17 protein-coding genes are annotated in these 25,826 nt (G+C 42.5%); 4 read left to right on the top strand and 13 right to left on the bottom strand.

Annotation, left to right across the window (positions count from 1 at the left end; all coding sequences use genetic code 11):
• Nucleotides 1-11: 11 nt before the first annotated feature.
• From CVV21_01945 to CVV21_01930, 4 genes are all read right to left on the bottom strand, one after another.
• The gene (locus CVV21_01945; protein ID PKL92543.1) at nt 12-6,218 is read right to left on the bottom strand and encodes a hypothetical protein; all 6,207 of its coding nucleotides are present in this window, start codon (nt 6,216-6,218) and stop codon (nt 12-14) included.
• 91 nt (nt 6,219-6,309) lie between these two features.
• Nucleotides 6,310-6,969 carry a hypothetical protein gene (locus CVV21_01940; GenBank protein PKL92542.1) on the bottom strand — a complete coding sequence of 220 codons (660 nt, stop codon included), beginning with the start codon at nt 6,967-6,969 and terminating at the stop codon, nt 6,310-6,312.
• Nucleotides 6,970-6,983: 14 nt separating this feature from the next.
• Nucleotides 6,984-8,123: a hypothetical protein gene (locus CVV21_01935; protein PKL92541.1), complete on the bottom strand. Its 1,140-nt coding sequence runs from the start codon at nt 8,121-8,123 to the stop codon at nt 6,984-6,986.
• The gene (locus CVV21_01930; GenBank protein PKL92540.1) at nt 8,054-9,244 is read right to left on the bottom strand and encodes a hypothetical protein; all 1,191 of its coding nucleotides are present in this window, start codon (nt 9,242-9,244) and stop codon (nt 8,054-8,056) included. Before CVV21_01930 ends, CVV21_01935 begins: the two co-directional genes overlap by 70 nt.
• A 68-nt stretch (nt 9,245-9,312) precedes the next feature.
• Here CVV21_01930 and CVV21_01925 point away from each other — a divergent pair, with 68 nt between their 5' ends.
• Nucleotides 9,313-9,516 carry a hypothetical protein gene (locus CVV21_01925; GenBank protein ID PKL92539.1) on the top strand — a complete coding sequence of 68 codons (204 nt, stop codon included), beginning with the start codon at nt 9,313-9,315 and terminating at the stop codon, nt 9,514-9,516.
• Nucleotides 9,517-9,633: 117 nt separating this feature from the next.
• Here the strand turns inward: CVV21_01925 and CVV21_01920 are convergent, their stop codons facing one another.
• The 9 genes from CVV21_01920 to CVV21_01880 form a co-directional block, all read right to left on the bottom strand.
• Nucleotides 9,634-10,095, bottom strand: coding sequence for a hypothetical protein (locus CVV21_01920; GenBank protein PKL92538.1), 462 nt, complete (start codon nt 10,093-10,095; stop codon nt 9,634-9,636).
• 43 nt (nt 10,096-10,138) lie between these two features.
• Nucleotides 10,139-10,480, bottom strand: coding sequence for a hypothetical protein (locus tag CVV21_01915; GenBank protein PKL92537.1), 342 nt, complete (start codon nt 10,478-10,480; stop codon nt 10,139-10,141).
• Nucleotides 10,481-10,741: 261 nt separating this feature from the next.
• Complete coding sequence (locus CVV21_01910; GenBank protein PKL92536.1) at nt 10,742-11,764, bottom strand: hypothetical protein; 1,023 nt, start codon at nt 11,762-11,764, stop codon at nt 10,742-10,744.
• An 11-nt stretch (nt 11,765-11,775) separates the two neighbouring features.
• Entirely contained in the window at nt 11,776-13,650 is a 1,875-nt protein-coding gene (locus tag CVV21_01905) for a hypothetical protein (GenBank protein PKL92535.1), read from the bottom strand.
• A gap of 12 nt (nt 13,651-13,662) precedes the next feature.
• Entirely contained in the window at nt 13,663-14,721 is a 1,059-nt protein-coding gene (locus CVV21_01900) for a hypothetical protein (protein PKL92534.1), read from the bottom strand.
• Nucleotides 14,721-16,760 (bottom strand): hypothetical protein, encoded by a 2,040-nt coding sequence (locus tag CVV21_01895; protein PKL92533.1) that lies wholly within the window; start codon nt 16,758-16,760, stop codon nt 14,721-14,723. The genes CVV21_01900 and CVV21_01895 overlap by 1 nt, the downstream gene beginning before the upstream one ends.
• Nucleotides 16,761-17,306: 546 nt before the next feature.
• The gene (locus CVV21_01890; protein PKL92532.1) at nt 17,307-17,693 is read right to left on the bottom strand and encodes a hypothetical protein; all 387 of its coding nucleotides are present in this window, start codon (nt 17,691-17,693) and stop codon (nt 17,307-17,309) included.
• Nucleotides 17,694-18,146: 453 nt separating this feature from the next.
• The gene (locus CVV21_01885; GenBank protein ID PKL92531.1) at nt 18,147-20,909 is read right to left on the bottom strand and encodes a hypothetical protein; all 2,763 of its coding nucleotides are present in this window, start codon (nt 20,907-20,909) and stop codon (nt 18,147-18,149) included.
• Nucleotides 20,910-21,354: 445 nt separating this feature from the next.
• Nucleotides 21,355-21,513, bottom strand: a complete 159-nt coding sequence (locus CVV21_01880) for a type II toxin-antitoxin system HicB family antitoxin (GenBank protein PKL92530.1) — start codon at nt 21,511-21,513, stop codon at nt 21,355-21,357.
• Nucleotides 21,514-21,915: 402 nt separating this feature from the next.
• On the opposite strand from CVV21_01880, the gene CVV21_01875 reads away from it, so the two are divergent.
• From CVV21_01875 to CVV21_01865, 3 genes are read left to right on the top strand one after another with little or no spacing between them, the layout of a single operon-like run.
• Nucleotides 21,916-23,379, top strand: coding sequence for a hypothetical protein (locus CVV21_01875; protein PKL92529.1), 1,464 nt, complete (start codon nt 21,916-21,918; stop codon nt 23,377-23,379).
• The gene (locus CVV21_01870; protein ID PKL92528.1) at nt 23,376-24,533 is read left to right on the top strand and encodes a hypothetical protein; all 1,158 of its coding nucleotides are present in this window, start codon (nt 23,376-23,378) and stop codon (nt 24,531-24,533) included. The genes CVV21_01875 and CVV21_01870 overlap by 4 nt, the downstream gene beginning before the upstream one ends.
• Nucleotides 24,530-25,630, top strand: coding sequence for a hypothetical protein (locus CVV21_01865; GenBank protein PKL92527.1), 1,101 nt, complete (start codon nt 24,530-24,532; stop codon nt 25,628-25,630). The genes CVV21_01870 and CVV21_01865 overlap by 4 nt, the downstream gene beginning before the upstream one ends.
• Nucleotides 25,631-25,826 lie beyond the last annotated feature (196 nt).

Genomic DNA, 25,826 nt, shown 5'->3' with positions numbered 1-25,826 from the left:
TAAAATATTTGCTAAAATTCCGCTATAAACTCAAGCGTGCCGCCAAAAGATTTAAAACTGTCCCTTGCCTGCCCCTGCGAATCGTCTTTCTGCCTGTAGCGCAGGTTGACATTGGTGCGTATATTGCTGAGGATATTGTAAGAAAAACCCAGATCAGCAGTCAGTTCTTTAATGTCTTTCTTGCTTAAATTATTATCGCCCCTGCCGTCGCCCTGCATAACCGAATACGCCAGCACGCTTCTTAGATTTATACTGTTATCAAGTTTTATTATTTTATTACCCAGAAACGGTATCCAGCCCGGTATTGTAAACGGCTGTGTAATATTAAGCGCGTAATTAAGGCTTAATTCCGGCCGCAGAGTCCAAAGGTAATTTTCAATATATTTCTCTTTTGAATCAGACCTGCTGTAAGTTAACCTTAAAGATCCGTTTATAGGGTTATCCCCTTCTGTCTTATATGGCAGATTAAAACTGGCATCATGCCCTTTAGTTCCCCTTATAAGTTCTTTTCTGTCAAGCGGGTTATATGTATTTGTAACCGTGTAATTATAAGACCCGGATACAGTCTGGTCCTTTACTAAAAATTCCAGCCCCGGCAGAGTAACCTTATCAAAATAAATTTCACGCGCCGACAGCCTTAAAGAATCGTTTATCCCCGTTAAAGTCCTGGTCTGCGAATCGCGCCTAATACTGTAATTTGCGCCGATAGCTATCCTTAGCCTGTCAAAAAATTTAATTTCCGCCAGGTCAAGGGTATAATCGCGCGACATGGCGCCTCCATAAGACAGCGCTTCAAGCCTTTCCACAGATTTTTCGTCGTAAAAGTACTCCCATATAAAAACATACCATTTTTTCTCAAACGGCAGTTCATCAAACGCCTTAAAAGAACCCGGGTAATAATTGTTGTCATAACGCCTGTTGCTATCCGATACCCCCGCGGAAATATTCGTGATATCCGGAAGCACCGGTATAATTTTACTGATTGCCACGCGCGCACGCGCCGACAGCGAGGCGTTTGTATAAAGCAGGTTTGACGTATACTCATAGCGGTATCCTGAAGTGTAGTCAATGGAAGGTGAAACTATACCTATCTCCTGGGCGCTGATATTAATCTTTGGTGTTATTTCCCGCTTTGTCACAAGGTATTTATCGGTATAATTTTTATCGCCTATTGAATCATAATAATAATTAAACCGGCTTAAAAGGTTTCCTTTTTCTTCGCCAAGTTTATAATTATATGACGGGTTAATGGATAGCTTATCTACCGTAAAACTCCCCTTATAGTCGTGGTCCTGTTCCCTTTTTAAGTTCCACTGATCATAATATGTCGCCTGCGTGTTCATTGTCACGCCGAAATAATCCGCGTAATCGGTTTTGGTGTTTGTTACAAGCATGCTGCTTTCAAGAGTGTTTGTCCCAAGCGGTATGGTAAACAGGTCTCCCACTTTTATCTCTGTGGGAATCATATAGCGCGCGTAAGGCCTTACTGTGAACACCTCACTTAGATTATTCTGATATTCATAAAGCTGAAAATAATTGAACTTCATATTTCTTAAGGTAATAGCATTGGAAAGCGTAAGTCCGGGCACCGACATCAGCGATATGTCATTTCTGAAACTGTCCACCACGGTGTCAGGCGTTGAAAAACTGTTGGTGTACGTGGGGTCATTTCTGTACTGATCTTCGGTGTACCTCTCGGTTTTTGCAATCTCCGCAGAGACAGGCACCTCTTTTATCTGTGTGTAGTCAAACCTTACCCTGTTGTCCCTTGAATGCTGCAGATATTTTGCCCTGTCCATATCAAGGATTGTGTTGAATCCGGAATCAAGTTCTTCGTATGTATGCGTCAGGTTTCCAAAACCCGCCATATTAAGGGCTGAATTGGTATACCTTGCCATACCCACTTTTGAAATCGGATCCACAAGCCTTATGTTATTTACATATATGACGTCGTCAGTTACGGTGTTATTCGGATTTATGAAACCCAGAGTAATGTACTGCACTTTTCTTAAATTCGGAGAACCCACGGCGCCGCTGCGTTTTTTATCGGACCCGTCAATTTCAAATTCCACCGTATGCCAGCCCCCGTCCGCCGGTACAGAATCCATCTGAAGGTTGTACTGGTAATAATTTGTCTCGTCCACACCGGGCGGCGGCGCAGCGGTTCCCAGGCGTACAAACATAACCCTTCCCGCGCCCGCATCCCCGCTTTTTCTGGAAAATAAAAGGTCCATCTTTATTTTTTTATACTGCTGGTAGTCATACCCCGTGGACTCGCTTAAAAATTTGGTGGTGTAATATATTGGCTGACCGTCCGAAGGCCTCTGGTCATAAGCGGAAAGTTTATAGGAAATTTTAAGCGCCTCTTCGGATTTTTTATCTTCGTCCTTCTGGTAATCAAAATAATCCACGTTAGGCGTATACGCTTCATCGGTATTCTGATTTACCGTTTCCACGTTCATCTTTGCGGTATTCGGCGAATTTATAATATTACCCACCATGTCTGTAGCGCCGGTTAAGGTCTTTAACCTCCACGAATTTCCCAGAAAGTTAATGGATTCAATTTTAATATGCCCCGCGCTTGGCGACGCGCCGGCGCCTTTTATGCTTACCCTTACGTGTTTGATTATGGAGAAAAATGCCGTACTGCTTGGATTGCGCTGGTCAGAATTAAGCCCAAAAGACTGTGAAAACTGAGAAAGGGGTATCTTTACCAGATGCCAGCCCTTCTGGGACAGTGTCAGCTGCGGATGGTAATAATTGGGGCCGTCCGAACTGAATTCATAATATGACTCTGAAGTGTCCATCTGCCCGTCATTGTCCATATCTTCAGTGTCAAGGACATCATTGCCCGCGCCCCAGTAGTCCGGATTTTCCGGATAAATACCCCTGCCTATGCCTATATCATAAACGGCTTTTAATTTGCCGTTATTTTCCGCGTCTTCACTGTCCCGCCTTACACCGGACGTGGAATTCAGCTGAAAAGTATTATTGCCGTTGCTGTCTTCGCTTATTATACCCACATCCACTTTAAGCTTTACCGGATTGTCCGTATCCACATAAACCCACATTTCCATATAATTTAAATTATTAAGATTTTCCCCGAAAGCGGATACCACATACCTGTACGCGTCCCATCTGTCCTGCGTAAGCCCGCTGTAATTTAAACGCAGCATCACCTGTGCCGAAGAACCCAGCGTGCCTTCGGTGACTATCTGATGCCCGTTTTCAGTGACATTTTCTTTTCCTGTAAGCACCCTGTTTTCAGGCACCACTCCCGCCGGTATGCTTGCCGGAAACCATGAATACCTGTTCGTGGAAAGCGATAACACATTATCTGCGCCTTCCATATTATCAATCATGGCTGCGCCTTTTTCCTTTGTCCTGACATTTTCAAAAAGGTTAGGGTTAAAATCGCTGTACGCCACTTCACCCTGAAAGCTGAAATCCACCGGTAAATCCGCCCCGTCCACAAACGGCACGCCGTTTATAACTTCGTTAATCTGTTTTTTATCCAGCGTAAGTTTTATGTCTCCGTCAAGCATGTACATACTGGCAGGCGTTGAAAGCCTTGTGTCCGTTGAACGCGCGTCAGGGACTGTTGTCCCGGCGCTGGAAAATTTCCACAGCCACGTACTGCCCAGGTTTAAATTATCAAACAGCTTATAATCTATCCTTGCACCCACAACCGTGCTTTGAAAACTCTGAAAGAACGGAAAATATTCATACGCAATTTTTATCCTGGAACTTGGCTGCACAAGATTTTTATCTATAAAAATTATTTCACCGGTCTCATAAAAAATATTATAGTCTTTATCCTTTAAAAGGTCGCGCCCGTCAATCTGAACCCTTTCGCTGCCGTACACCACGGGCGAATTATCAAGCCTGTAAGAAGATACCCTGTAATTATATTTAAGATAAATTTCATAAAGGGACTTATTCGCGCTTAAGCTGTACGCGTCTTCCGTTAAGTTAGAAGGCCTTACATTATTGCCCGGGTCTGCCGGTGTTGAATAATTTGAAGCAAACGGAAAGAACGCCTTAAATTTTAAAAGCCCCATATCCGTGTCAATTTCATAATACCTTGAAGAATCATTGTTATTGGGCTGCGGAATATTAATGCTTTCCTGCGATTTTTTTCTTATCTCTATGTAAAAATACCCGTCATTGGCCGGGTTTTCTATCTGCGTTTCGCCAAGGTAATAATAGTTAAGCACTTTATGGGATAAATCGCCTGTTGTATTCTGCCGCCCATCCTGTATAAGATGCGCGCTGTCGGACGTGTAACCGGTGCTGGCGGATGTAAGCCCGGTTTCGTTAAAATTAAAACTGCCGTCCGAAGAATACCCCACCCTTTGCCCGTCGCTTGTTTCAAAAGCCACAGCCATGGTGCTTGTATCAGGTATGCCGATGTTAAATTTCACAACGCCGTTCTTATAGTCAATAACATAATCCGAACCTATTAAAAGCGGCCTGAAATGAAAAGTCCTGTTGGGGACGGAATAAATAACTTCGGCGGGAATGTCATTGCTGGCTATCCCGTCGTCATAATAAATTAAAACAGAACCCGGCTTTATGGAAACCGGCACGGCAGGAACGGGCAGCCCGGCGTTGGGCGCAAGCGCGCTTACGTGCGCCGGGTCTTTTGACAGGTAATAGTAGATGTTTTTCTGATACTGGTTGTCAAGTATCGTGTAACCTTCTTTTCCGTTTACTTCTTTCTGCCTTAAATTTCCGGTAAATTCCTGCACGGCAGAAATACCTTTTGCCTGCGCGCCAAAAGCGGTCACAGAAAACTTATCGCCAAGCACAGCCCTTCCTTTTATTCCAAAAAGCGTCTGCGAATAGCTGGCGTAGCGCGTGGGCGGCAACGATAATGTTATATCGCCGAAAGAAGCTTCCTGAATTGTCTCTTCTTTCTCGCCCTGATACTGTATGGAAATTTTTGTGTATTCACTTGTGGGATTCTGGTCATCATAATCCACATCCACAAGTATCTTCCTGCCTATGTTGCCGTTTAACCTTACTCTGAACGCCTGCGTGAAATCAATACCTTTTTTATCGCCTGTCACTATGGCATCATCCGGCATTACACCCGTGTAACCAATCTTAACAGACTTCATCCCCCGGATTTCAAGCTTGGATTCCGGCGGCAGCCCGTACTGGGAAATATCAGCGGAAAGAATACCCGTCTGCGGCACGCTTACCCATTCTATTTTTGTTGACACAGGCACACTTGCGGTGCCGGAATTGCCATAAGCGTCAACAGGCACTATCTTATAAAAATATTCCACTCCCGGGACAGGCGGGTCGCGGCTTAATATTATGTTATCGTAATAAAAAGACCTGCCCGCTTCATCTTTATACGGTTTTACAATGCCTATGTTAAGCGGCTGTTCCGAAAAAGAGGATGCATTATTGCTTCTAAAAATATTATAACCCTGTATTCCGGCAGCCCCTGTTACCAATGGTTCCAGCCAGGACAGCCTTATGCTTTCCTGAGATACGGCTTTTACCGTGACATCAGCGGGCCCGCCCAAACGCGAATATGGTATAGCGGATACAGGAAGTGACATTACCATGCCGCCCCTTAAATCAACAGTCTGCACCCTGTAAAAATATTCTGTCCCTTCAGAAAGGCCTGTATCTTCATAAGTGGTAACTTTCAGGATTTCAGGGTTAATCCGCATTCCCTGTTCTTCCCTGTTAAAGGAACGGTAAATGTTATATCCGGACAGTTCAAAAGGCCCTGTGGAATCCGGCTGTACCCAGTTTAGCGTTACCGAAGAAAAACCCGCAGACGCTTCTATCTGGCGCGGCGCTTCAAGCACGCCGACCGGTTTTGCGGTAGCCACATTTGAATCGCCAAGGTTTGCGCCGTTAAAAACCGCGCCGACTTTGTAATAATACGTGACATTGCTCTCCGGCGGAATTACGCTTGAATCCGCCGAATCAATGTATATGAGTTCTTTTAACGGCTCTTTTGTAATTGTAATATAGTCTTCATCCGGCCCGGACGCGCGGTAAACTTCGTATGTCACACCGTCTGCGGTATCAGCGTCCCATGACAAAATAACCCTTATGCCGTCAGTCTTGGCCCTTAAATTAAAAGGCGAGCGGTTGACAGACGTAACCCCTGAGGCGGCCGGCTCTTCTGCTATCGACGGCTCTGCCGCTGATAATTCCGCAGCGGCAAAAACCGCGGAAAAAATCAGCACGCTTAGAAATAATTTAATCGCGCGCCGAATCACGGCCTGTTCACCCTGTTGTTTGAATGCTGTGTTAACGTTTTTAAAATCATTGCACCCTCTATTTTGTTATGCTTATAATATCCATGGTTTCATTTTTATACCTGTCAGCCGTCTTTATTACGCCCTGGCCTTGGGCATACCATATACTTTTATCAGTCGCCCTGCCGCCTTTATAATCCACCCTTACCGCTTCCATTTCCCCGGCCGTTGTTAAAATCAGCTCCGGTTCGTTTACCGATCCCATAATCGGGCCGGCGGCGGTATCAGCCGCTTTAAACTTAGCGCCTTTTTTTACCTTTGGCGGAAGCATTATCATACCATAAGGTTTTTTATCGCCAAAGTTTTCAGAAATATACGCTTTTATAACTCCGGTTTTTCCGTATGAATAATATTCCTGCACTGTATAATTATTTCCCGTGTCTGTCCTGTTTAGTATCGCGAAAGTTTCTCCGTTTATAACTTCTTTTTTATCAAGAAACTCCCAGCGCTCCGGGCTCTTACCGGAAATATTAAACAGTGATAAACCGGTATTTTCCACGGGAAAATAAAGCCCCGCGTTTGGTTTCATCATTGTGACAACAATAAAAGCAATTACACCAAGCACAACCGCTGCCGCTGCGCCGTATATAACATTCATATTAACGCCGCTTTTTTTCTTTCCGGTTTTTCCCGCCTGTTCCCTTTGTTCCAGCATCTTGTCTATGTCAATTTCAGCCATGCCATCCTCCTTGATTAAACGCGGCTTTTTAATGCCGCAGTATTTTTTACCGTTTCAAAAACATCCGCCGCGCTTATCTTTTTCATGCACTCAATATCTTTGTCAGGGCACTGCGTTTTATCGCACGGCGCGCAGGCAAGCGCGCTTACCACCGCGGGATAATACGGGTTATTATGCGGATTCCACGAAATACTGTTTGTGGGCCCGAATATCGTAACCGCCGGCGTCTTCATAGCCACGCTGATATGTTTGGGCGCACCGTCGTTTGTAACCAGCACATCCATCTGCCCTATTAAAGCCGCAAGTTCCTTAAGCGATGTCTGCGGCGCAATTATTATACCCTGTTTTACCGGGCAATTCTTCAATACTTTTTCAGCCATGTGCTGTTCGCCGGGGCCCCACAGCACAATTACAGAACTTCCCTTTATGCCGCTTAGAATAAGCCCCGCCAATTCGCCAAACTTCTCTTCCGGCCAGCGTTTTGTGGGCCATGTGCCGGACGGGTTAAGCCCTATAACCGGGCCGCCGGTTTTAACTGTGTTTATTAACCGCGTCGCTTTTGCCTTTTCCGCTTCCGGAATTATAAAATCAAGTTCTTCGCCGTCTTCGGGAATGCCTATTGCCGTTAATAACTGCGTGTGGTAATGAACGTTATACATCGGGTCCTGCGCCGGCTTTACTTTGATATTATACAAATACTTTCTTACCCTGAAAGTGAAACCCGCCCTGTACCGCGCGCCGCTTAAAAAAGCCATAAGCGCGGAGCGCAGATTGCCGAACAGATCAAAAACAAGGTCGTATTTGTTTTTGGCAAGCGATAAATAAAAATTTAAATCATTAATATTTTTAACAATAAAATTTGTTTTTTTACTCTTGTCAAACACTATCACATTTGAAAGGTACGGATTCCCTTCAAGTATCTTGGCCGGAAAAGGCGCGGCCACGTAATCTATCACCGCTTCGGGCAGAGCTTTTTTAAGCGCGCGTATAAAAGGCGTGGTTAAAAGCACATCGCCTATGGCGCCGGGCCTTATTATTAAAACCCTTTTTATTTTAGACAACTCAACTTTAACCACGTTGCTCCTTATTGGCCATGAATTCTTGGCCGTAAAGAAATTCCCGTAAGAAACCAGAACATTAAAGCCACCTGCGATGAAAACAGGTTATATTCAAAGAGGCCGTTTATCACAAATACAACTGTTACGGCAAAAAAAGCAAAAAGCGCGTGTTTGTCATAACCGTTAGCTGACAGCGCGCCGCGTATCTGCGTGATTAAAAGCGATACAAAAAGCCATATTAATGCCGCCAGCCCCAAAAGCCCGTCTATTACGGCAATCTGAATCGCGGTATTATGAAGGTGCCCCTGCTGCCTCTCCCGCGCTTCCGGATTTATGTACTGCGGATATATTTTCCCGACATTTGCGGTGCCTATGCCAAGCCACGGTTTATCTTTTATCATTTTAATACCGCTTTCCCACATATAAGCCCTTTCAATATTTGAAGTGCCTTTGTTTGTATTAAACGAACTCATTGCCCTTTTGCCAACTGCCGTGTCTTTAAGGGCAAAACCCGCGGCTGCTATAATCACAAGAAAAATCACAAAGTATTTCTTTCCGGCCATAAAAAAAATAATAAGCATTCCACATAAAGCCGCCAGCCAGGAACCCCTGGTAAATGTGAAGACCAGCCCAAGCCCCGCGAAAAAAGAACCAAGCGAGTATAAAAGAACGTTCAACCGTTTAACGCTTAACGACTTTAATTCCGCCACCATAAACCCCGCCAGCACCACACATGCCATAGCAAGCATTCCGCCCGCGTGCATGTGGTTGCCGGAAAAAGAGACAGCCCTAAAATCCGCTTCGTGCATTATTAACCTGTGGTAGATGCCGGTGGAAAAAGCGTACCCGCCGACAAATATCGCCCCTGCCGCAAAAAACCGCATAAGCATCTCTTTATTCAAAGAGCTGCGGGAGATATAAGCAGCAAGAAAAACCGCGCCCATTATATAGACCTTTTTGAAGTCTTTTATACTGTTTAAAGGGTCAACACCAAAAACTGCCGCAATAAAGTGGATGAATATGAAAGCGGAAAAAGGGATAAGGATGAATTTGCTTATGTTAAAAGCAGTTTCATCCTTCTGCTTTACAAACAGGACAATCCACAAAACCAGCGACAAAATATAGAATATCTCCGCCATTGTGATGGACACAGCAGACACCGCCGCATACCCGCACAAAGCCCAAAAAGCGCCTGTTTTAAGGTCAAATTTAACCATTTCCAGCTCCTTTATATATAATAATATAATATTATAAACTAATATGGGAGTTATGGCAAACAGATAAAATGGAGGCTTGGAGGGTTAGAGGGTTAGAGGCTTGGATGCTTGGAAGATCGGATGTTTGGATGCTTGGACGCTTTGATGCTTGGAAAATCGGTGTGGTAGACGCGGGTCTTCAGCCCGCGGTAGTTGCCCTTGCTTTCGGCATTATCTTTCCCAACCTTCCAAACAGCAGAGCCATCTTTTCCTGTCGATTACTCTTCTACTAATTGTATAAAACATTATTACTATATATCCCCTATCACTGGTGTAACTTATAACACAAATACCGATGCGGTAATCGCAATTAATAAATTTGTATAAAATAAATTCAACTATCATTTAACTTAAAGACGCATAATTCCAGGATAAATAAACAAAATCAAAATATACATCAACGTTCCCAAAAATATCCATATCATCATATTCATCAACAGAAATTTGAATGCTTTATTTCTATTTTGTATTAACATTTTTTTATACTTTGAAAAAATTACAGCAATATAAACCAAACACAGTAAAACCGGTATAAAAGGGATAATAACATTCAGCCCCATCAAATAACGAAAAGGAGGAAATGAATCAATAAATATAACAATAAAATAATATATAGGTCCTAAAAAAATAGATAAAGAGTTTATAAACATATTCTGTTCAATTGGAAACACTGTATAATTCTGGTATAAAATATAAGTAACCCACAAAACTAACAATTCATTAAAAATTAAAAAAACGACAACAGAGAATACTAATAGCACATTCTTTTTTGCCGTCTTTAACCAATTGATAAACTCTTTCAATTCATTCACTTTTTATCCCCGTTATTTTTCAATTTCAAGTCCTTAAACCCTCTTAAAAAAAGAATTTGTATTGACTGAAAATAGAAAACCCAAGTATTAAAACACCCAGGATTCTAACCAATTTAACGTTGTATGACTTATTCGGGCCGTATTCCATGGATTTCCAAAACTCTTCCGAATGCACCTTCATCACGCCCGGCTTATTCTTTAAATATTCGTGTAATTTAATATGAAGTTCTATAGTCTTTTCCGGAAAAACAATAAGAAGCAATCCCGGAATAAGCATAACAGTTAAAACCAAAGCCGTAACAACATGCATATTATTCTTCGCAGTAAAAAATAACTGTATAGCAAAAAATACTGTTACGATTAAAAAAAAGATTATTTTTCTCATCTTTAATCCCCGCCATTTTCCAACATTACACCCAAGAACCATATATCAATTCCCTATCCACCAAGTAAAACACAAGCCTTTTATACATCAGATCTGCCAACAAATACCTTCCGATAGTTGTAATTAGTGTTGAGAAATTAATTTTATACAGACGGGAGGCGTTTTAAATACATACATAAAACAACTACTGCGGGCCGAAGACCCGCGTCTACCACACCGATTTTCCAAGCATCCAAGCATCTAAACATCCAACCATCTGCCTTACCGCTTCCGTACCGAGCCGCCCATGATAAATTCTGTCGGGACGACAATCTTTTCCTTTACTGTCCTTTTCTTGTTCATTATATCCAGCAGTATGTTTACCGCTTTCTTGCCCATTTCTTCTTTTGGCACGTTAACCGTGGCAATGGACGGGATAAAGTGGCCGGCAAGTTCTATATTGTCAAAACCCACCACAGACATATCATCCGGTACTTTTAACCCGGCGTCTTTAAGCATGTTTATCGCAAGTATCGCGTTTATGTCGTTGCACATAAAAAGCGCATCCGGTTTATTATCGCTTTCAATTACCTTTTTCATCCACGCGTAAGGGTCATCCGCCTCTTCCTGATTTTCCCTGCAGAACACTATCATGTTGTCATCCACCGGCAGCCCGTTGGCAATAAGCGCCCTTTTATACCCGTCGCGCCTTAAAAGAAAACTGTACCTTCCGTTTCGCGACATATAAGCAATTTTTTTATGCCCAAGTTTTATCAGCTGTTCAACAGCATTAAACGCGCCGCCTTCGTTATCGGCCACTATGCAGTCCGCTTTATCCGTGTCATATGAATTGTCTATCATAACCACGGGAATTCCCCTGTCTATTATCATGTCCGCGTAATCCGCGGGCATATGCCCAAGAAGTATCAGCCCGTCAACGCTTTTTTCTTTTATTATCTTCGGCAGTTCCATCGCTTCAATCTGCTCTTTTTTTACCACATTGGTGACAAGGTTAAAATCCGTGTCCGCCAGAACTTCTTCAATGCCTTCAAGTATCTTTGAATAAAACGGGTTGGTAATGACAGGCGCGCGGTAAAACCTGCCCGATACCACGCCTATGTTTTCTGTTTTTCTCATGGCAAGGGCGCGCGCAAAACGTGAAGGTTCATAGTTTAATTCTTTGGCTATTATCCTTACCGCTTCTTTTGTTTTATCGCCCACGTCTTTGCGGTCGTTTAACGCCTTAGAAGCGGTGGAAATGGAAACCCCGGCTTTTTTGGCAACGTCATATATCGTTATTTTCATCCCCGCCTCTTTTATCTGCTTAATTTTTTTATGGCAGCAAGTTTTTCTTTTGCCCTTGCGATATTTTTCTTTGCTTCAGCGTGCCCCGGGTCCATGGCAATGACTTTGCCCCATACCGTTATCGCGGCTTCAATCTCGCCGTTTACGTATTTATCAACGCCTTCATAATAAAGCGATTTTAAGGCCTTAGCGTCCACAGACGCTTTACTTTGGGTGCCTGTAAGTTTTTCTATACCGTTATTGGCCTCTTCGTTATTGGGGTCTATAGCAAGCACTTTCTGATAATAAGACTTGGCTTTTTCCGGTGAAGATTTATTCTGCCTGGCAAGGCTTAAATATTTATCCTTATCCGCTTCTATTTTCTGGTTCACCTTTGTTATTCCGTCAAGGGCGGATGAATTCTTTGGGTCATATTTCAGCACGTCATTAAATTTTTGTGCGGCTTTTCTGTAATCTTTTTTTACTTTTTTATCGCTGCCGCTGAAATGTTTTTCCGCCTGTATAAGAAGCGTTTTTAGTTTCGCATCGCGGGAAGCCCGGGCAGCGCGTATTTTTTCATCCACAGCCTGCGCCTTTGTGCCGGTAAGCAGTTTCTTTAATTCGTAATATTCATCAACCGCTTCCGTGTATTTTTCCTGGTTAAGATAAAGTTTTGCCTGCTTTTCCTTGGCGGAAATAAGCTCGCTTATATTTTTTTCAACCTTTGCCATTCCTGCTTTTGCTTCCCCGTTATCCGGGTTTACCTGAAGTACATAATACCAGGCATTATATGCCCCGCCCACATCGCCCGCTTCAAAAGCTTTTTTGCCTTTCTCAAGATAATCGGGAATCTGCTTTGATATGCTTTCGTTTACAGAAGACAGATATTTCTGTGCTTCGCTGTCGCCCGGTTTTACCGCAAGCGCAAGGGTAAACTGCTCTTTTGCCTTCATAAAATCTTCTTCCGTCAGATATGTTGTGCCGCTGCTAAGGTAATAGTCGTATCCGGTGGTCTTCACCTGCGCTAAAAGCGAAAACGTGGAAGAATCGCCCGGATTAAGTTTCTTGGCTGTTTCCAGCTCTTCAATGGCTTCTTTATACATATTCCTGTAATAATATGCCATCCCCAGATTATAATGCGCGTCGGAAAAGTTAGGGTTAATGTTAATTGCCTTTTTATACGCCGTTATCATCTTATCATACTCTTTTTTCTTAAAGTAATTAAGGCCAAGCAGATACTGCGCGTTAAAATTTTCCGGATTGGCTTTTACAACTTCTTTCAGATTTTCTATTGTTTTGTCAGCATTTTCCCTTTTATGGTAGATAAGCCCCAGAAGTTCCCTGCATTCCAGATGCTTGGGTTTTATATCAATACACTTTTCAAAATTAATAAGCGCGTCTCCAAAAACATTCTTTTTATAATACGACTGCCCCAGCCTGAAATAAGCCTCTGCCATGTCATCGTACCCTTTGGCTATGCTTTTGGTAAAAGCTTCTATTGATTTATCCAGATTTTCCTTGCGCAGGTAAGCAAGCCCCGTGTAAAAATAATTGGCCCCGTCCGCCGGGTTTAGCTGTGATGCTTTGTCAAAATATTTTATCGCTTCATCATCATTGTTTTTAAAATTAAAATAAATTATCCCTAAAATCTGCGCGGCGGAAAAATCCACCTTGTCATGCGACGCTTTGTCATCCCTGTTTATTTCCAGCACCTTTCTCATCGTATCAAGCGCTTCGTCGTGCCGTGAATCATTGTAATAGGCCAGCCCAAGGTTAAACCGCTTTACCACATTGTTACCGTCAAGCTCCACGGCCTTCTTATATTCTTCCACAGACGCAAAGACCGCGGATACCATAAACACCATTAATACGGCCGCAATCAGCCTGGCGATTAAACTTTTTTTCATAATAATACCTCCCTATTTTCCGCCCATTAAAAGGCGCTTTCTTTCAAGTACTATCAGATTAAAATCACTGCGTCCATCCTGCATAAAAATTAACTTTTCACCGTACTGGCTCCACGCCGCCATTACTACTTTTTTTAACTTAACCGTCCCCAGAAATGAAATGTTATTTCCGGTTTTTTCCATTATCCACGGATTGCCGTTATATATAAAAACTATCTTTCCGCCTTCCGGAGAAAACAGAAGCATTGGTTCCACATTTTTTCCGGAAAAAAGCTTTCTAACCTTATTCTTTTTGACGTCATAGACCATTATTTTTCTTACATTTTTTGTCAGAATTGTGTAGCCGATATATCTGCCGTCCCATGACCACTGCGGCGCCTGCCCGCCCGCGGATTGCTTTATCACTTTTACTTTTTTTCCCGCGGCATTATAAATAACAAGATTTTTTTGCTTTTTCCCGCCGTCTTTCTTCACCATATATTTTCTATCAGCCGAATATGCCTCTGCAAGTATGTAATTCCTTAAAGGGAAAACCTCTTTTTCAAGGCGTGATACAACCGACACCCTGCCGGCGGTTATCAGGTGCGCGTCAAGCGCAAGTATTTTCGCCCCCTGCTGTTCATCGCTTTTTAAAATTGTAAGTGTCTTGTCAATGGCGGTAAGCACAGGCGTAATTCCAAAACGTTTTTTATACCTGTCCCTTATTGCGTCCGCTTTGGCATTATCAGGGTAAACTTCCACATAAATATGTATAAGTTTTTCATATACCTTATCCAGGTGTTTATAATTTTTAAATTTACCCGCCAGGGCATTAAATACCCTTTCCGACTCTTCGTATCTTTCGGTGCGGTACAGCAGATTTCCAAGGCGGTACATAGCGTCAGCCGCGTAAGTGAATTTGGGATAATCTTCAATGACCCTGTAAAACAGGTCAATAGCCGCGGCAGAATCACCAATAGCCGCCTGTTCGTTTGCCCTGTTGTACAAAGCTTCCGGACTTTCCGCGGCATAAACCGCAGCCGCAAAAACAGCGCAGATTAACGCAGCAGCAAAAAAATTTCTTAACTTCATTATTTTTCACCCATTATGATTATTTCCACCCTTCTGTTAATTCTTCTTTCCGTGTCTGTGCGGTTTTTATTAAGCGGCACTTTGGCGCCATAACCCACCGTGGTAATTGAAAGCGGCGACATTTTATATTTTTCCACAAAATACCGCAATACTGTTTTTGCCCTTTCCTGGGACAGGTATAAATTCTGCGCGGAATCGCCTTCCTCGCTGGAATGCCCCTGTATATAAACCTGGACATTTTTCTGCCCTTCAATTTCGGCAGCCAGTTGATTTAACCTGTCAGCCATTTCCGGCATTATAACGGAAGAGTTCTGGTCAAAATATATCTTCTTTCCAAGTTTAAGTTTTTTGCTCTTTGCCGTGATAATAAACGGGTCGCGTATAACCTGCCTGTCTTTTATAACCGCTTTTTTGCCGTTAACGCCGTTTACGTTAAGCACGTATCTGCACCCTTTAAGGTCGTCCACGTATTTGCCCGCGGAATCAAGGCCGTCCCACACAAGGTACGAAGGCAGTGTTTCCCCGCCGGAAAACTCTTTTAACAGCATATCCTTTGAATCAAATATCTGAAAATTCCAGTCTTTAATTTTCTTAATCTCCCTGTTAACCATGACAAAAGGCACTGTTTTTCTTTCGTCACTGTCACTTGACACAAGCAGTGTTATCGGGGCTACAAGCATTTCGCGGTTTTTAAGCGGGACAAACGGTTTGTCCACCGGAACTTCAAATTCATATTTTTTGGGCTGAATAATCTGCCCCACCGTTTTTATAATCTGCCCGGTGTAGTCTTTAGCTTTAAAATCAAAGATATAATTTGTGTTTGCGCCCGCTATTTTACCCACGTTATCCGTGCCGTCCCAGCTTAAATCCTTTGGCACTTCGCCCATGCCGGAAAAAGACTTTACAATTTTGCCGTCAGACGTCTTGATATCAAGGCTCCATTCCTTTACTTTTTCTTCAGGGACATTGGGCTTAAAAGAAACTGATTTTATTCTTCCGTTTTCCACGTTCACCTTTGGCACTTCAATAGCTTTCGGCACAAATTCCGCGTTTTTTTCCGCCAGCTGCTGTTCATACATTGACGCGCCGAATTTAATGGTTGCGGATATCCTGTGCACCGCGCCAAGGTCACCCATTGGCGTAAAGGCGTAATCAAGCCCAAAATCGCCCACGTGAATCCCCAGCCCGCCGGTTAAGGACGTAAGTTTTGTCACGTCAGAAAAAGACATTTTGCCAAGGTCCATTGCATTACTATATTTTGCGCCAAGCCTAAGCGCCACCGCGCGGAATAAAAAATATTCAATTCCGGCTCCGGCAAAAATATTATCCGCGCCCGCGGCCTTGGAAAAATCTATCGCGGCGCTGAAAACATCAAAAGAACCTTCATATACCCTGAAACCCAAGCCCGCGCCGAATTCCACAGGAAACATGTCATTTGTTCCGGATAAGAATCCCAGATTTTTTACGGTTAATGCCGCATAAATATTATTTTCTAAAAGGCTTAACGAAATCCCCGTGTCAAAAGACACACCCATGCTGACATCGCCCATAAAATCTTCGTAAAGCCCCCTTGACTGCACGCCAAAACTGAAAGTGTTTCCAAAACTTTTTCCAAAACCGGCTGTTAAGACGGCATTTTTCAGGGAAACAGAAGGCGACGTACCGCCGGTAGAGTCATAAGAACCGTAATCAATATAAAGCAGGCTTACACCAAAACCGGAGCCTTTTTCAAACGGCACGCCAAAAGCAATGTGCTGCATGTTGATATTATTAAACCAGAAAATTCCGGTGGGAGTTAATTCCGCTTTATCCAAAAGCGCAAGATTTGCAGGGTTAAAAATAAGGGCATTTGTGCCGTCCGGAAGAGCGGTGCCCGCCTCGCCCATTCCCGCCTGAACAGCTTCTGGTTTTATCTTAAGGAATTCAGCAGTACTTGTGCCAAAACTGCCGGCATTAAGGGAGGTAAAAGGCGCAATAAATATAAATAATAATATTATTATGCTTATCTTTAAATTTATACGGTATATTACTTCTGCCACCGCACGCCCCTTTTAATTCATTTTTTGATTATATATAATTTTATCATTATATATAAAATAGTCAATAGTATTTATTTTGTTAAGTATTTAAGCGAAAAATGAACGAAAGCGATATGTTTTACTGTATTTTATACCGAAAACTTTCGTATATTCCCATTGCCCGAAGGCTGTTTTTTTGCTAAAATAAGAAAATTAACTGATTAATTAATCCCCGGGAGGTAATAATAATGGATGATAACCGCGCCAAAGACAGAAGAAAGAACCATGTTCCCATAAATAAAGATAAACGCAAAGGCCCGCGCCGCCTTACCTGCGACTGCGGCGGAAAGATTGAAGTTAAGGTAGAGGGAAAAGATTCATTTGTCTGCGCCCGTTACAGGTTACAGGTTACAGGTTACAGGTTACAGGTTACAGGTTACAGGTTACAGGTTACAGGTTACAGGTTACAGGTATACTATTAAACCCTGCTCCATTAGCCGCGGGTTTTTATATCGTAGATAATAAATCAACTGCCGCACCTTAAAAAACAATTCAACCTAAACTATTTCACATCCGCTTTACAATCATAAATTTGATAAAAAACACAAGCAATATTATAAACGGGGTTGCAATAAAATACGTCAGGAAAATAGCCTTATTTATACTTTCACGAAATATCACTACAAATAGAATGCAAATAATTAAAGCCGCATAAAATCCGAAAGTAAATTTTTCATTTTTCAAATAGAAAACTTTAAGATAAATATCGTAAATAACAATCCAGTAGCTTAAAGCAACCGCTAATGACAATACCGTTCTTATGCTGACATATAAGCTATTCTCTATCGGCGTCATTTTATTATAATCAATTACCGCCATCATAATAATATATAATATACCAAAAGTAAAAAAAACTGTCAGTTGTCTCTTATTTAAAAACTTTTTTGAAAGCATTTACTTCTCCAAATCATCATTTGTGTTATCATCTGCCAATGATAAATATCGTTGTCTGTTATATCCCCTGTTAATTTTCCGGTTTAAATTCAAAATTTCTCCCGTATAGACTGTCTTTTTATTCCCCAGATGATTTATATTACATCAAATATAAACGATTGGAAAGAAAGAAATCGAGGGACGGAAGAAAAGCAACTCGGCGGCTTGGAGAAAACAAGCAGATAAGCATTAGGCAGTTAAGCAGAAGCGTAGGAAAAATAAAGCCGAGGGTCAGAAGGCAGGAAGGTATTCAAATACAAAAAACAAAAGAGCCGGACAGCGCGGGAGCGCTGTCCCTACGAGTTCAAATACAAAACAAAACAAAAAACAAAAACAAGCAAATATATCTGCTGCCAAAACATTTTTTATATTCCGCTTATGCTTATCTGCCTATAGCTTAATCCGCTATTTTTACTACTTCATTATTATAAACTTATCTGCTTTGGATTTTATTTTGGAGCCGGCTTCTGTTTCAGCGGTTAACACATAATAATATGTCCCGTTTGACAGCGGTTTTAAGTCTTTCTCCGGTACTTCCACTATCACTTCCCCGTTCATCTGGGCGCCGGTATTTTTATGTTCTTTTAATAACCTGAAAGAAGCGGAATATAACCTGAACGAAATACCCTGCGTCTTCTTTGTTAAGGTGCAGCGTATTTTCAGTTTGCCGCCGGTATACGGGTTTGGGTATACCAGCAGGTCTTCTATTTTTGGATCCATTGACTCTGTAGGCGCGGGAGTTACAATTTCCGTAGGCGTGTATGTGTGCGTAAAGGTTGGTGTCGGCGTGTGTGTAAATGTATTTGTGTTTGTCGCGGTTGATGCAGGCGGTACTGTCGCAGTTGATGTAGGGCTATTCACAAAATTAAACGCGGCGGTTTCCGCTAAATCAGACTGAGCCAGAGCAGCATTGTTAACACTTACCCTTATTGTATAACTGCCGGAAGATACTGTGCTGAAAAGGTTTGTAACATTAAGTTCATCGTTATAATTACCCGGGGCTTTGGCAGTTGTGTCATACACAAGTGTTTTAACAGGAAGCCCGCCCTGCATAAGCATTATCACCACAGTATTTGCCTGCTGGTTCGCAATGGCGTAATTAAACTGTATTACGCTTGTGGAACCAAGAGTAACGGTTCCCGAAGGTATCATATAGTTTATGTTTACATCAAGCGCTGCTATTGCCGTGTTTGTGGGTGTATGCGTTGCGGTGTGCGTGTTTGTTATTGTAAATGTATATGTGTTTGTGGAACCCGGTATTGTTGTGTTGGTTGATGACGGTATTGTGGTATTTGTGCTTGTCGGCGGCACCGGCGTATTTGTGCTTGTGGCGGTGTGCGTGTTTGTATTTGTAAACGTGTTTGTTACAGTATAAGTATTTGTATTTGTGGAACCCACAGGCACCGTGTTTGTTGAAGTTGGTATTAAAGTGGCTGTATGCGTGTTTGTACTTGTAAACGTGTTTGTATGCGTATGCGTAAACGTGGGCAAAACCGCGGTGTTTGTGCTTGTATGCGTGTTTGTCGCGGTGCGCGTAAACGTGTGCGTTGCTGTAGGCGGTATTGCCGTAAATGTCCTTGTGGCTGTATTTGTTGCCGTGTTGGTAAAAGTTGACGTAGGCGGAACCGCTGTAAATGTCCGTGTCGCGGTGTTGGTGGATGTGTTTGTAAAAGTATAGGTTGACGTGGGCGGTATCGGAGTGTTTGTCCTTGTTGCCGTATTTGTCCTTGTCGCTGTGTATGTGGCTGTATTTGTTGATGTGTTTGTGTATGTGGGAGTATTAACCGCCCCTGTAAGCGAATACTTGCCTTTGCTGCAATACGCGGCAACCGCTTTTCTTACATATCCGCCTTCGTTATCGGCATCCGTGGATGTTGCCTTTCCCCATACATCAAATGAAACCGCCCCATTCGGGCTGGCGTCGCTTCCCGGATTTGTAATTCCGTCATTGGGCCAGTCTCTTAAATGCGTGACAGTATTAAAAGCAGTCTGGTACTGGTCATAACCGCCTTCGCCAAAAAGCACGCCAATGAAACCTTTGGACGCCCAGTAACCGGGCCCTGTCGTTGTGCTTGTGGGCGAATACGCGTCACCCGGCGTGCCGCTTGAACCGTCCATAGAGGTTGAAGGTATGAATTCCTGCGCGCTGTTGTCCCTGTAATGGTAGTCGGTGTTATTGCAGGTTTTATAATACGTGTTGCCCACCGGTATCTGCCAGAACATCATCTTTCTTGCCATATTTGTGGATACCCTGTCAAACACATAACCCAGCTTGCCCCATGTCCTTGCGTTTGTAAAACCGGAATGGTCCGGCCCTGTCCAGCGGGTATTGCCTTCACCGCCTTTTATTCTGAACCAGTCCGCGTCGCGGTCAGACGGGTCAACAAATATAAGGTCATACTTTTTTCCGTTTTCAACCTGATTCATAAATGTAGTTGTGTCATCAACGTGTGTGTTAACGTCATTCTGGCTTAACGATGTGTCAACAAGCACGTCTTTGGAAGATGCATTGCCCCAGTGAGTGTAGTGGTGAGCAAGCAAAACCTTGCCGGCACCGTACTGGTTTCTTATCCTGTATAACGCTTCGCTCCACCCCTGAATTGTATCAGGCAGGCTGTTAATTGCAACGCCGTCGCACGTCTCTCCAAAATTAGCCCCGCCCACCTTAACCGCGCCGGTTGATGTGGCTGACCTGCCTGCTTTTCTCCAGAATCCAAGAAGGTCAGGTTCAAGGTGAATGATAACTTTTTTTGTGGAATTCGCGGCTATAACCTGACAAAGCAATTTGAAGTCCTTATAATACTGATTCATTTTTCCGCCGTCATTATAGTTGGCAAGAGCGTAAGGTGTGTAATAAAAAGAAAAAACCTGTATCTGCCCCCTTGCTTCCCAGTACTTAAGTTCATTTGCAGCCCACTGGCCGCCTGCCACCCAGCCTGTCCATGTATTATATCCCGAAGCGCTGAAATCAGATGTTAAATATGCGTAACTGTAATCCCAGCAGGTTCCTGCTGTTGTCCCTTTAAAGAAATGAGGTGAACTTGCAGCATATGTATCAGACTTATCAATCGTGCCAAAACCAAAAACTGTGGGCAAGCCGGCAGGAATTGTGCCGCCTGCGGCAAATATGAAATTAAAACTTATCAAAGATAATAAAATGAATGTAAGCCTTTTCACGGTAAAGCCTCCTGAAATGTGTTTAGCATCATCTTTTTAGCGTTTCAGAACATGCCTTTATTTATGTTCAAAAATTAGACATCATTTAACCGTTTAAGTTTCGGTCAAAATTATACTTTTTTTGTGAATTTTTGCAAGAAAATAAAATCGTATTTATCATATTTACCTGTAAATAAAGGGTTTTATAACGTGCATCTATACATCATTATTGCCTATTTTGGCATGCGGTAAGCAGTTTCAGGAATTTTAAGACATAAGCAATTAAGCATTAGGCATTTAAGCATAAGCGGAAACGGAGGGACGGATGCAAGAGCCTAACCCATAAACTGTTATCCCATATCCCATAGATAAGAAATGAGGGACAGATGAAAATATGGTGACAAATCCGGCTTTTTGGAATTTAATGCGGTTAACTGTTATTTATTGAATAAATCTATGAAGTCATCTACTCTTCAAGGCAAAGTTCCGTTACTTCTTTTAAATTTATAAGCAATTCATCCATTGTTTTTGCCTGTGTGTGCGCGCCAGGTATCCCCGGAACTTCCGCGACGAACAAATTTGTTTCAGTATCTTTTTCTATATAAGCAACCAGACTTTTTTTCATAATTTTCTCCTGTTTAAGTGATTCGTATAATAATTATACAGTAATTACATATTTTTTCAATATAAGCATAGGTAATAATAAAGATAATAAGCAATTAAGCATTAGGCAGATAAGCAGAAGCGATTGAAAAAGGCAGCTCGGCGGCTCAGAAGCTCGGTTTGGTTGTGGATTTGGTAGACGCGGGTCTTTAGCCCGCGGCAGTTTATTTTTGTTTTGAATTGTTTTTATTGGTAGACTCGGGTATTTTTATTTTATATTCATTCAACTGCCGCACCTTAAAAGGTGCGCCTACCAGATCTAAACTCAGCTGCCTAGCTGCCTAGCTGCCTAGCTGCGCCTTAAAACCATTTCAATATTCCCCCCTTATGTGATATTATTAAGGAAACACCATCAGGAGATATAATGCAGCACACAAAAGCAATTTTTATTTTTATAGCGGCGGTTACCGCCGTACGACTTTGGTTTATTACCCTTTTTCCCCTTCTGGGGGACGAGGCTTATTACTGGCAGTGGGCGCGGCATCTGGATTTTGGATTCTACGAACAGGGCCCCGGCGTAGCTGTTGTCATCTGGCTGTTTACCCTGTTTACAAATATTAACACCGTTTTTACGGTAAGATTAGGCGCGGTTATTCTCTCTGCCGCCACTATGATAATTTCTTTCCTTATATATAATAAATTGTATTCCCACAACACAAACAGAAAAGAAAATTTCATAAACATCCTTAACATGGCGTCTTCCGTCATATTTGCGGCGGGAAGCATACTTATGATGCACGACACAGTAATGGGGTTCTTTGCCGCGCTGTTTATACTGCAGATGATTTATATATGTGAGAAACCGGACAAACAAAAATACTGGATGCAGGCGGGGCTTTTACTTGGTTTTGGCGTAATAAGCAAACTGACGCTTGCCACGTTTTATCCCGCGGTTATTATCTTCGCGCTGACTGCCCTTGCCATAAATAAACAGCTTTTTAAAAACCTTTTTATTTTCACCCTGTTCGCCGCAATTGCGGCTTCGCCGTATATTTACTGGAACATAACCCACGACTTTGCCACTGTTAAATACCTGTTTATCCGCGGAGGCGCAGACGGCGGGTTCACTCTGAAATATTTGGGAGAACTTATAGGCGCGCAGTTTGGTTTAATATCCCCTTTTCTGTTCCCGTTTATGTTAGCCGCGGCATTTACAGCGCTTAAAAAACGTGATAATAAAAACGAATACCTTATGGCTGTCCTGTTTTTTGTATCCATAATACCCTACCTGCTTCTATCGCTTAAAAGCAGGGTAGAGGCAAACTGGCCGGCATACTGCTTCTTACCTCTTTTCTTTATCACCACAAGGTATATTTTCAGCCTTAACCTTAATCCAATTTTAAAAAAACTTGCAGTACACGGCCCTTACACGCTTGGCCTTATAGCGGTTATACTAATACACGTTCACCTTGTTTACCCCATACTTCCCATACCTGAAAAAGCAAATCCGCTAAAAAAAGCGTATGGCTACAAAGAACTTGCCGAAAAAGCGGACGGCGTTTATAATACTTTAAACCAAACAGGCCCGTTGTTTATTGCTTCAAGGCATTACCAGACAGCCAGCCTGCTTGCTTTTTATATGAAAGATAATCCGGAAATTTACTGTTTAATACCCCACGAATCGCGCAAGCATTACAGGTTCTGGGACGGATATAAGAATTTTAAGGGCGGCAGCTGCATGTTTATTTATGGCGCCCCCTGGGAGCACGCGGAAATGGCCGTATATTTTACGGGTACAAAAACAACAGATGAATTTTTCTACAAAAAAGGCGCCGCCGAATTAAGGTTCTTTTTTGATTACAATACGGGGTTTAAAGGCATTCAATGAAAATAATTTCCAGATACATAATTAAAGAGGTGTCATACGTAACCCTTATGGGATTTTTTATATTCACTTTTTTTCTTATCATGAATTCCCTGTTTGTCATGAGCGACCTTGTGGTTAAATACGGCGTGGATATCCTGACCGTCGCCAAACTGCTTGTTTTATTATTACCCTCAACGGTTGCGGTTACCCTGCCCATGGCTTTTCTTGTGGGCATACTTTTAACTTACAGCCGCCTTGTGCAGGACAATGAATACCACGGTATGCAGGCGTGCGGAATAAGCATTGCAAAGGTAACCATCCCTTCAATACTGCTTGCCCTTATCGTCACGGCAGGGCTTGTGCTTTTTAACAACTATGTGCTTCCTGCCGCGAATCTGGAATACAAAAAAGTCTATTACGAAATAGTTAAAAAACGCTCCGGAATCCTTATACAGGAACACACTTTTATAAAACAGTTTGACGATTACGTCTTTTACATAGGCGAAAAGGACAATAAGAACGAGCTTTTAAAAAATATCCTTATTTTCATCAAGGACAAGGAAAACTCTGACGAACCGGTAAAAGTGATAACTTCCAAAGAAGGCGAATTTATATCCGATGAAAAAAGTTTCAGAATAGCGCTTAAGTTAAAAAACGGCGTGCTTCAGACAGGTTCTTTCACGGAACCGGAACGGTTAAATTCAATCTTTTTCGCCGTCAATTACGTGGACCTTGACATACAGGGCGCCATGCGAAAAAAGAACGTGGCTGATGATTTAAAAGGTTCCCGCGAAATGACAGCACAGGAACTTTATACAGAAATGAAGAAGGGGCCGCAGAGCAGGCACGACAAAAACTGGGTTATTCTGGAGCTGCACAAGAAATTCTCGCTTCCCTTCGCTGTAATAGCGTTTGCCATAATAGGCATACCACTTGGGCTGCTTACAAAGAAAGGCGGCAAGATAACCGCCATAAGTTTCTCGCTGGTTTTAATATTTTTATATTACATACTGCTTTCAGTGGGACAGTCTTACGGTTATTCGGGAAAATGGAACCACTTTACCGCGGCATGGCTGCCTAACCTTGCCATGATTGCAATAAGCCTTGTGCTTTTTATCGCCATATTTATGCCTTATATTGCGGTAAAAATACAAAGCAAGCGGGTGCAAAAATGAAAATACTTCATAAATATATCCTGACAGAGATAATAAAAGCTTTCGCTGTAATTCTTTCCGGCATTGTGGTCTTTATAATGGTGTCCAACCTGATAGACGAGCTTCCTATTCTGCTTGCGCATAAACCTTCTTTATTTCTGCTTTTATATTATTATGTACTTCGCGTCCCCTTTCTGGCTTCGCAGGCAATCCCTTTTGCCATGCTTCTGTCAATACTGTTTGTGTTCAGCCAGCTTAGCCGCAATAACGAACTTACAGCCATGAAATCAGCCGGCATAGATTTCAGGAACATTGCCATGCCCGTGCTTGTGCTGGCATTTCTGGTAAGCGCCGCCGCGATGGTGACAAACGAGACCCTTGTTTCAAAGAGCTATGAAAACGCCGCTTATATTAAGGACGTCAAAATAGAAAAAAAGAACATATCTTCAATGCAGGTGTCACACGACCTTGCAAAGCTGGCGTCTGACGGAAAGGTCTTTTATATAAAGTATTTTGACGGCCTTGTGGGCCAGATGAAAGGTATCTGCATCCTTGAAATAGACAAAGAATTTAACATTACTTACCGCCTTGACGCCAAAGAGGGCGTCTGGCAGGGCGGCACCTGGACGCTTAAAAACGGCGTGGAAAGGCGTTTTAAAGACGGCGCGGAGACAGATACAAATATCTTTAAAAGCAAAGAACTTCACGTATCCGACGCGCCGGAAGATTTCATAGTAAAAAAACAGTCCTTTGACGACACGCTTGCCATTAACATATTCAGGTTAAGAAAAATCATCAACACCCTAAAATCAAGCGGCTTTAAATATAATGAAGAAGAGGTTAACTTTCACCTTAAAATCGCCTACCCTTTCGCCACTTTTATATTATCGCTTTTAGGCATATCAATCCCCTTTATGTTTTCCACCCAGCGTTCTTTCGTTAACGCGGCTATCGGGTTTGTTGTCACTATTATAGTATCATTTTTCTACATGGGTTTTGTCACAATAGGGCTGTCAATGGGAAAAGCATCCATGCTGTCCCCTATACTGTCCGCATGGATATCCAATATTGTCTTCGCCGGGCTGGGAGTAATGGCGCTGTTAAGGGTGAAGAGATAAAGTCTTAGTCTTTTTTCCAGTCTTGGTAGACGCGGGTCTTTAGCCCGCGGATCTTTTAGCCCTGTCTTTATCCCTGGTAACCGCGCCTTTTAAGGCGCGTGTTCTGTTTTGGATTTGTTTGTTTTGTATTAGTTTTTCGTTTTGGTAGACGCGGGTCTTTAGCCCGCGGATCTTTTAGATTTATATTAATTCAACT

This window comes from Candidatus Goldiibacteriota bacterium HGW-Goldbacteria-1 (assembly GCA_002839855.1).
In the GTDB taxonomy this organism is placed as follows: domain Bacteria; phylum Oederibacteriota; class PGYV01; order PGYV01; family PGYV01; genus PGYV01.
Note: the sequence above shows the minus strand (reverse complement) of the source record. Positions and strands in the feature narration are given on the sequence as shown.

Excerpts from the sequence above, each read along its gene's own strand:
- CVV21_01905 (PKL92535.1), bottom strand. The coding sequence starts at position 13,650 with ATGAAAAAAAGTTTAATCGCCAGGCTGATTGCGGCCGTATTAATGGTG.
- CVV21_01930 (PKL92540.1), bottom strand. The coding sequence starts at position 9,244 with ATGGTTAAATTTGACCTTAAAACAGGCGCTTTTTGGGCTTTGTGCGGG.
- CVV21_01940 (PKL92542.1), bottom strand. The coding sequence starts at position 6,969 with ATGGCTGAAATTGACATAGACAAGATGCTGGAACAAAGGGAACAGGCG.
- CVV21_01880 (PKL92530.1), bottom strand. The coding sequence starts at position 21,513 with ATGAAAAAAAGTCTGGTTGCTTATATAGAAAAAGATACTGAAACAAAT.
- CVV21_01925 (PKL92539.1), top strand. The coding sequence starts at position 9,313 with ATGGAGGCTTGGAGGGTTAGAGGGTTAGAGGCTTGGATGCTTGGAAGA.
- CVV21_01890 (PKL92532.1), bottom strand. The coding sequence starts at position 17,693 with ATGCTTTCAAAAAAGTTTTTAAATAAGAGACAACTGACAGTTTTTTTT.
- CVV21_01865 (PKL92527.1), top strand. The coding sequence starts at position 24,530 with ATGAAAATACTTCATAAATATATCCTGACAGAGATAATAAAAGCTTTC.
- CVV21_01915 (PKL92537.1), bottom strand. The coding sequence starts at position 10,480 with ATGAGAAAAATAATCTTTTTTTTAATCGTAACAGTATTTTTTGCTATA.
- CVV21_01875 (PKL92529.1), top strand. The coding sequence starts at position 21,916 with ATGCAGCACACAAAAGCAATTTTTATTTTTATAGCGGCGGTTACCGCC.
- CVV21_01910 (PKL92536.1), bottom strand. The coding sequence starts at position 11,764 with ATGAAAATAACGATATATGACGTTGCCAAAAAAGCCGGGGTTTCCATT.
- CVV21_01900 (PKL92534.1), bottom strand. The coding sequence starts at position 14,721 with ATGAAGTTAAGAAATTTTTTTGCTGCTGCGTTAATCTGCGCTGTTTTT.
- CVV21_01870 (PKL92528.1), top strand. The coding sequence starts at position 23,376 with ATGAAAATAATTTCCAGATACATAATTAAAGAGGTGTCATACGTAACC.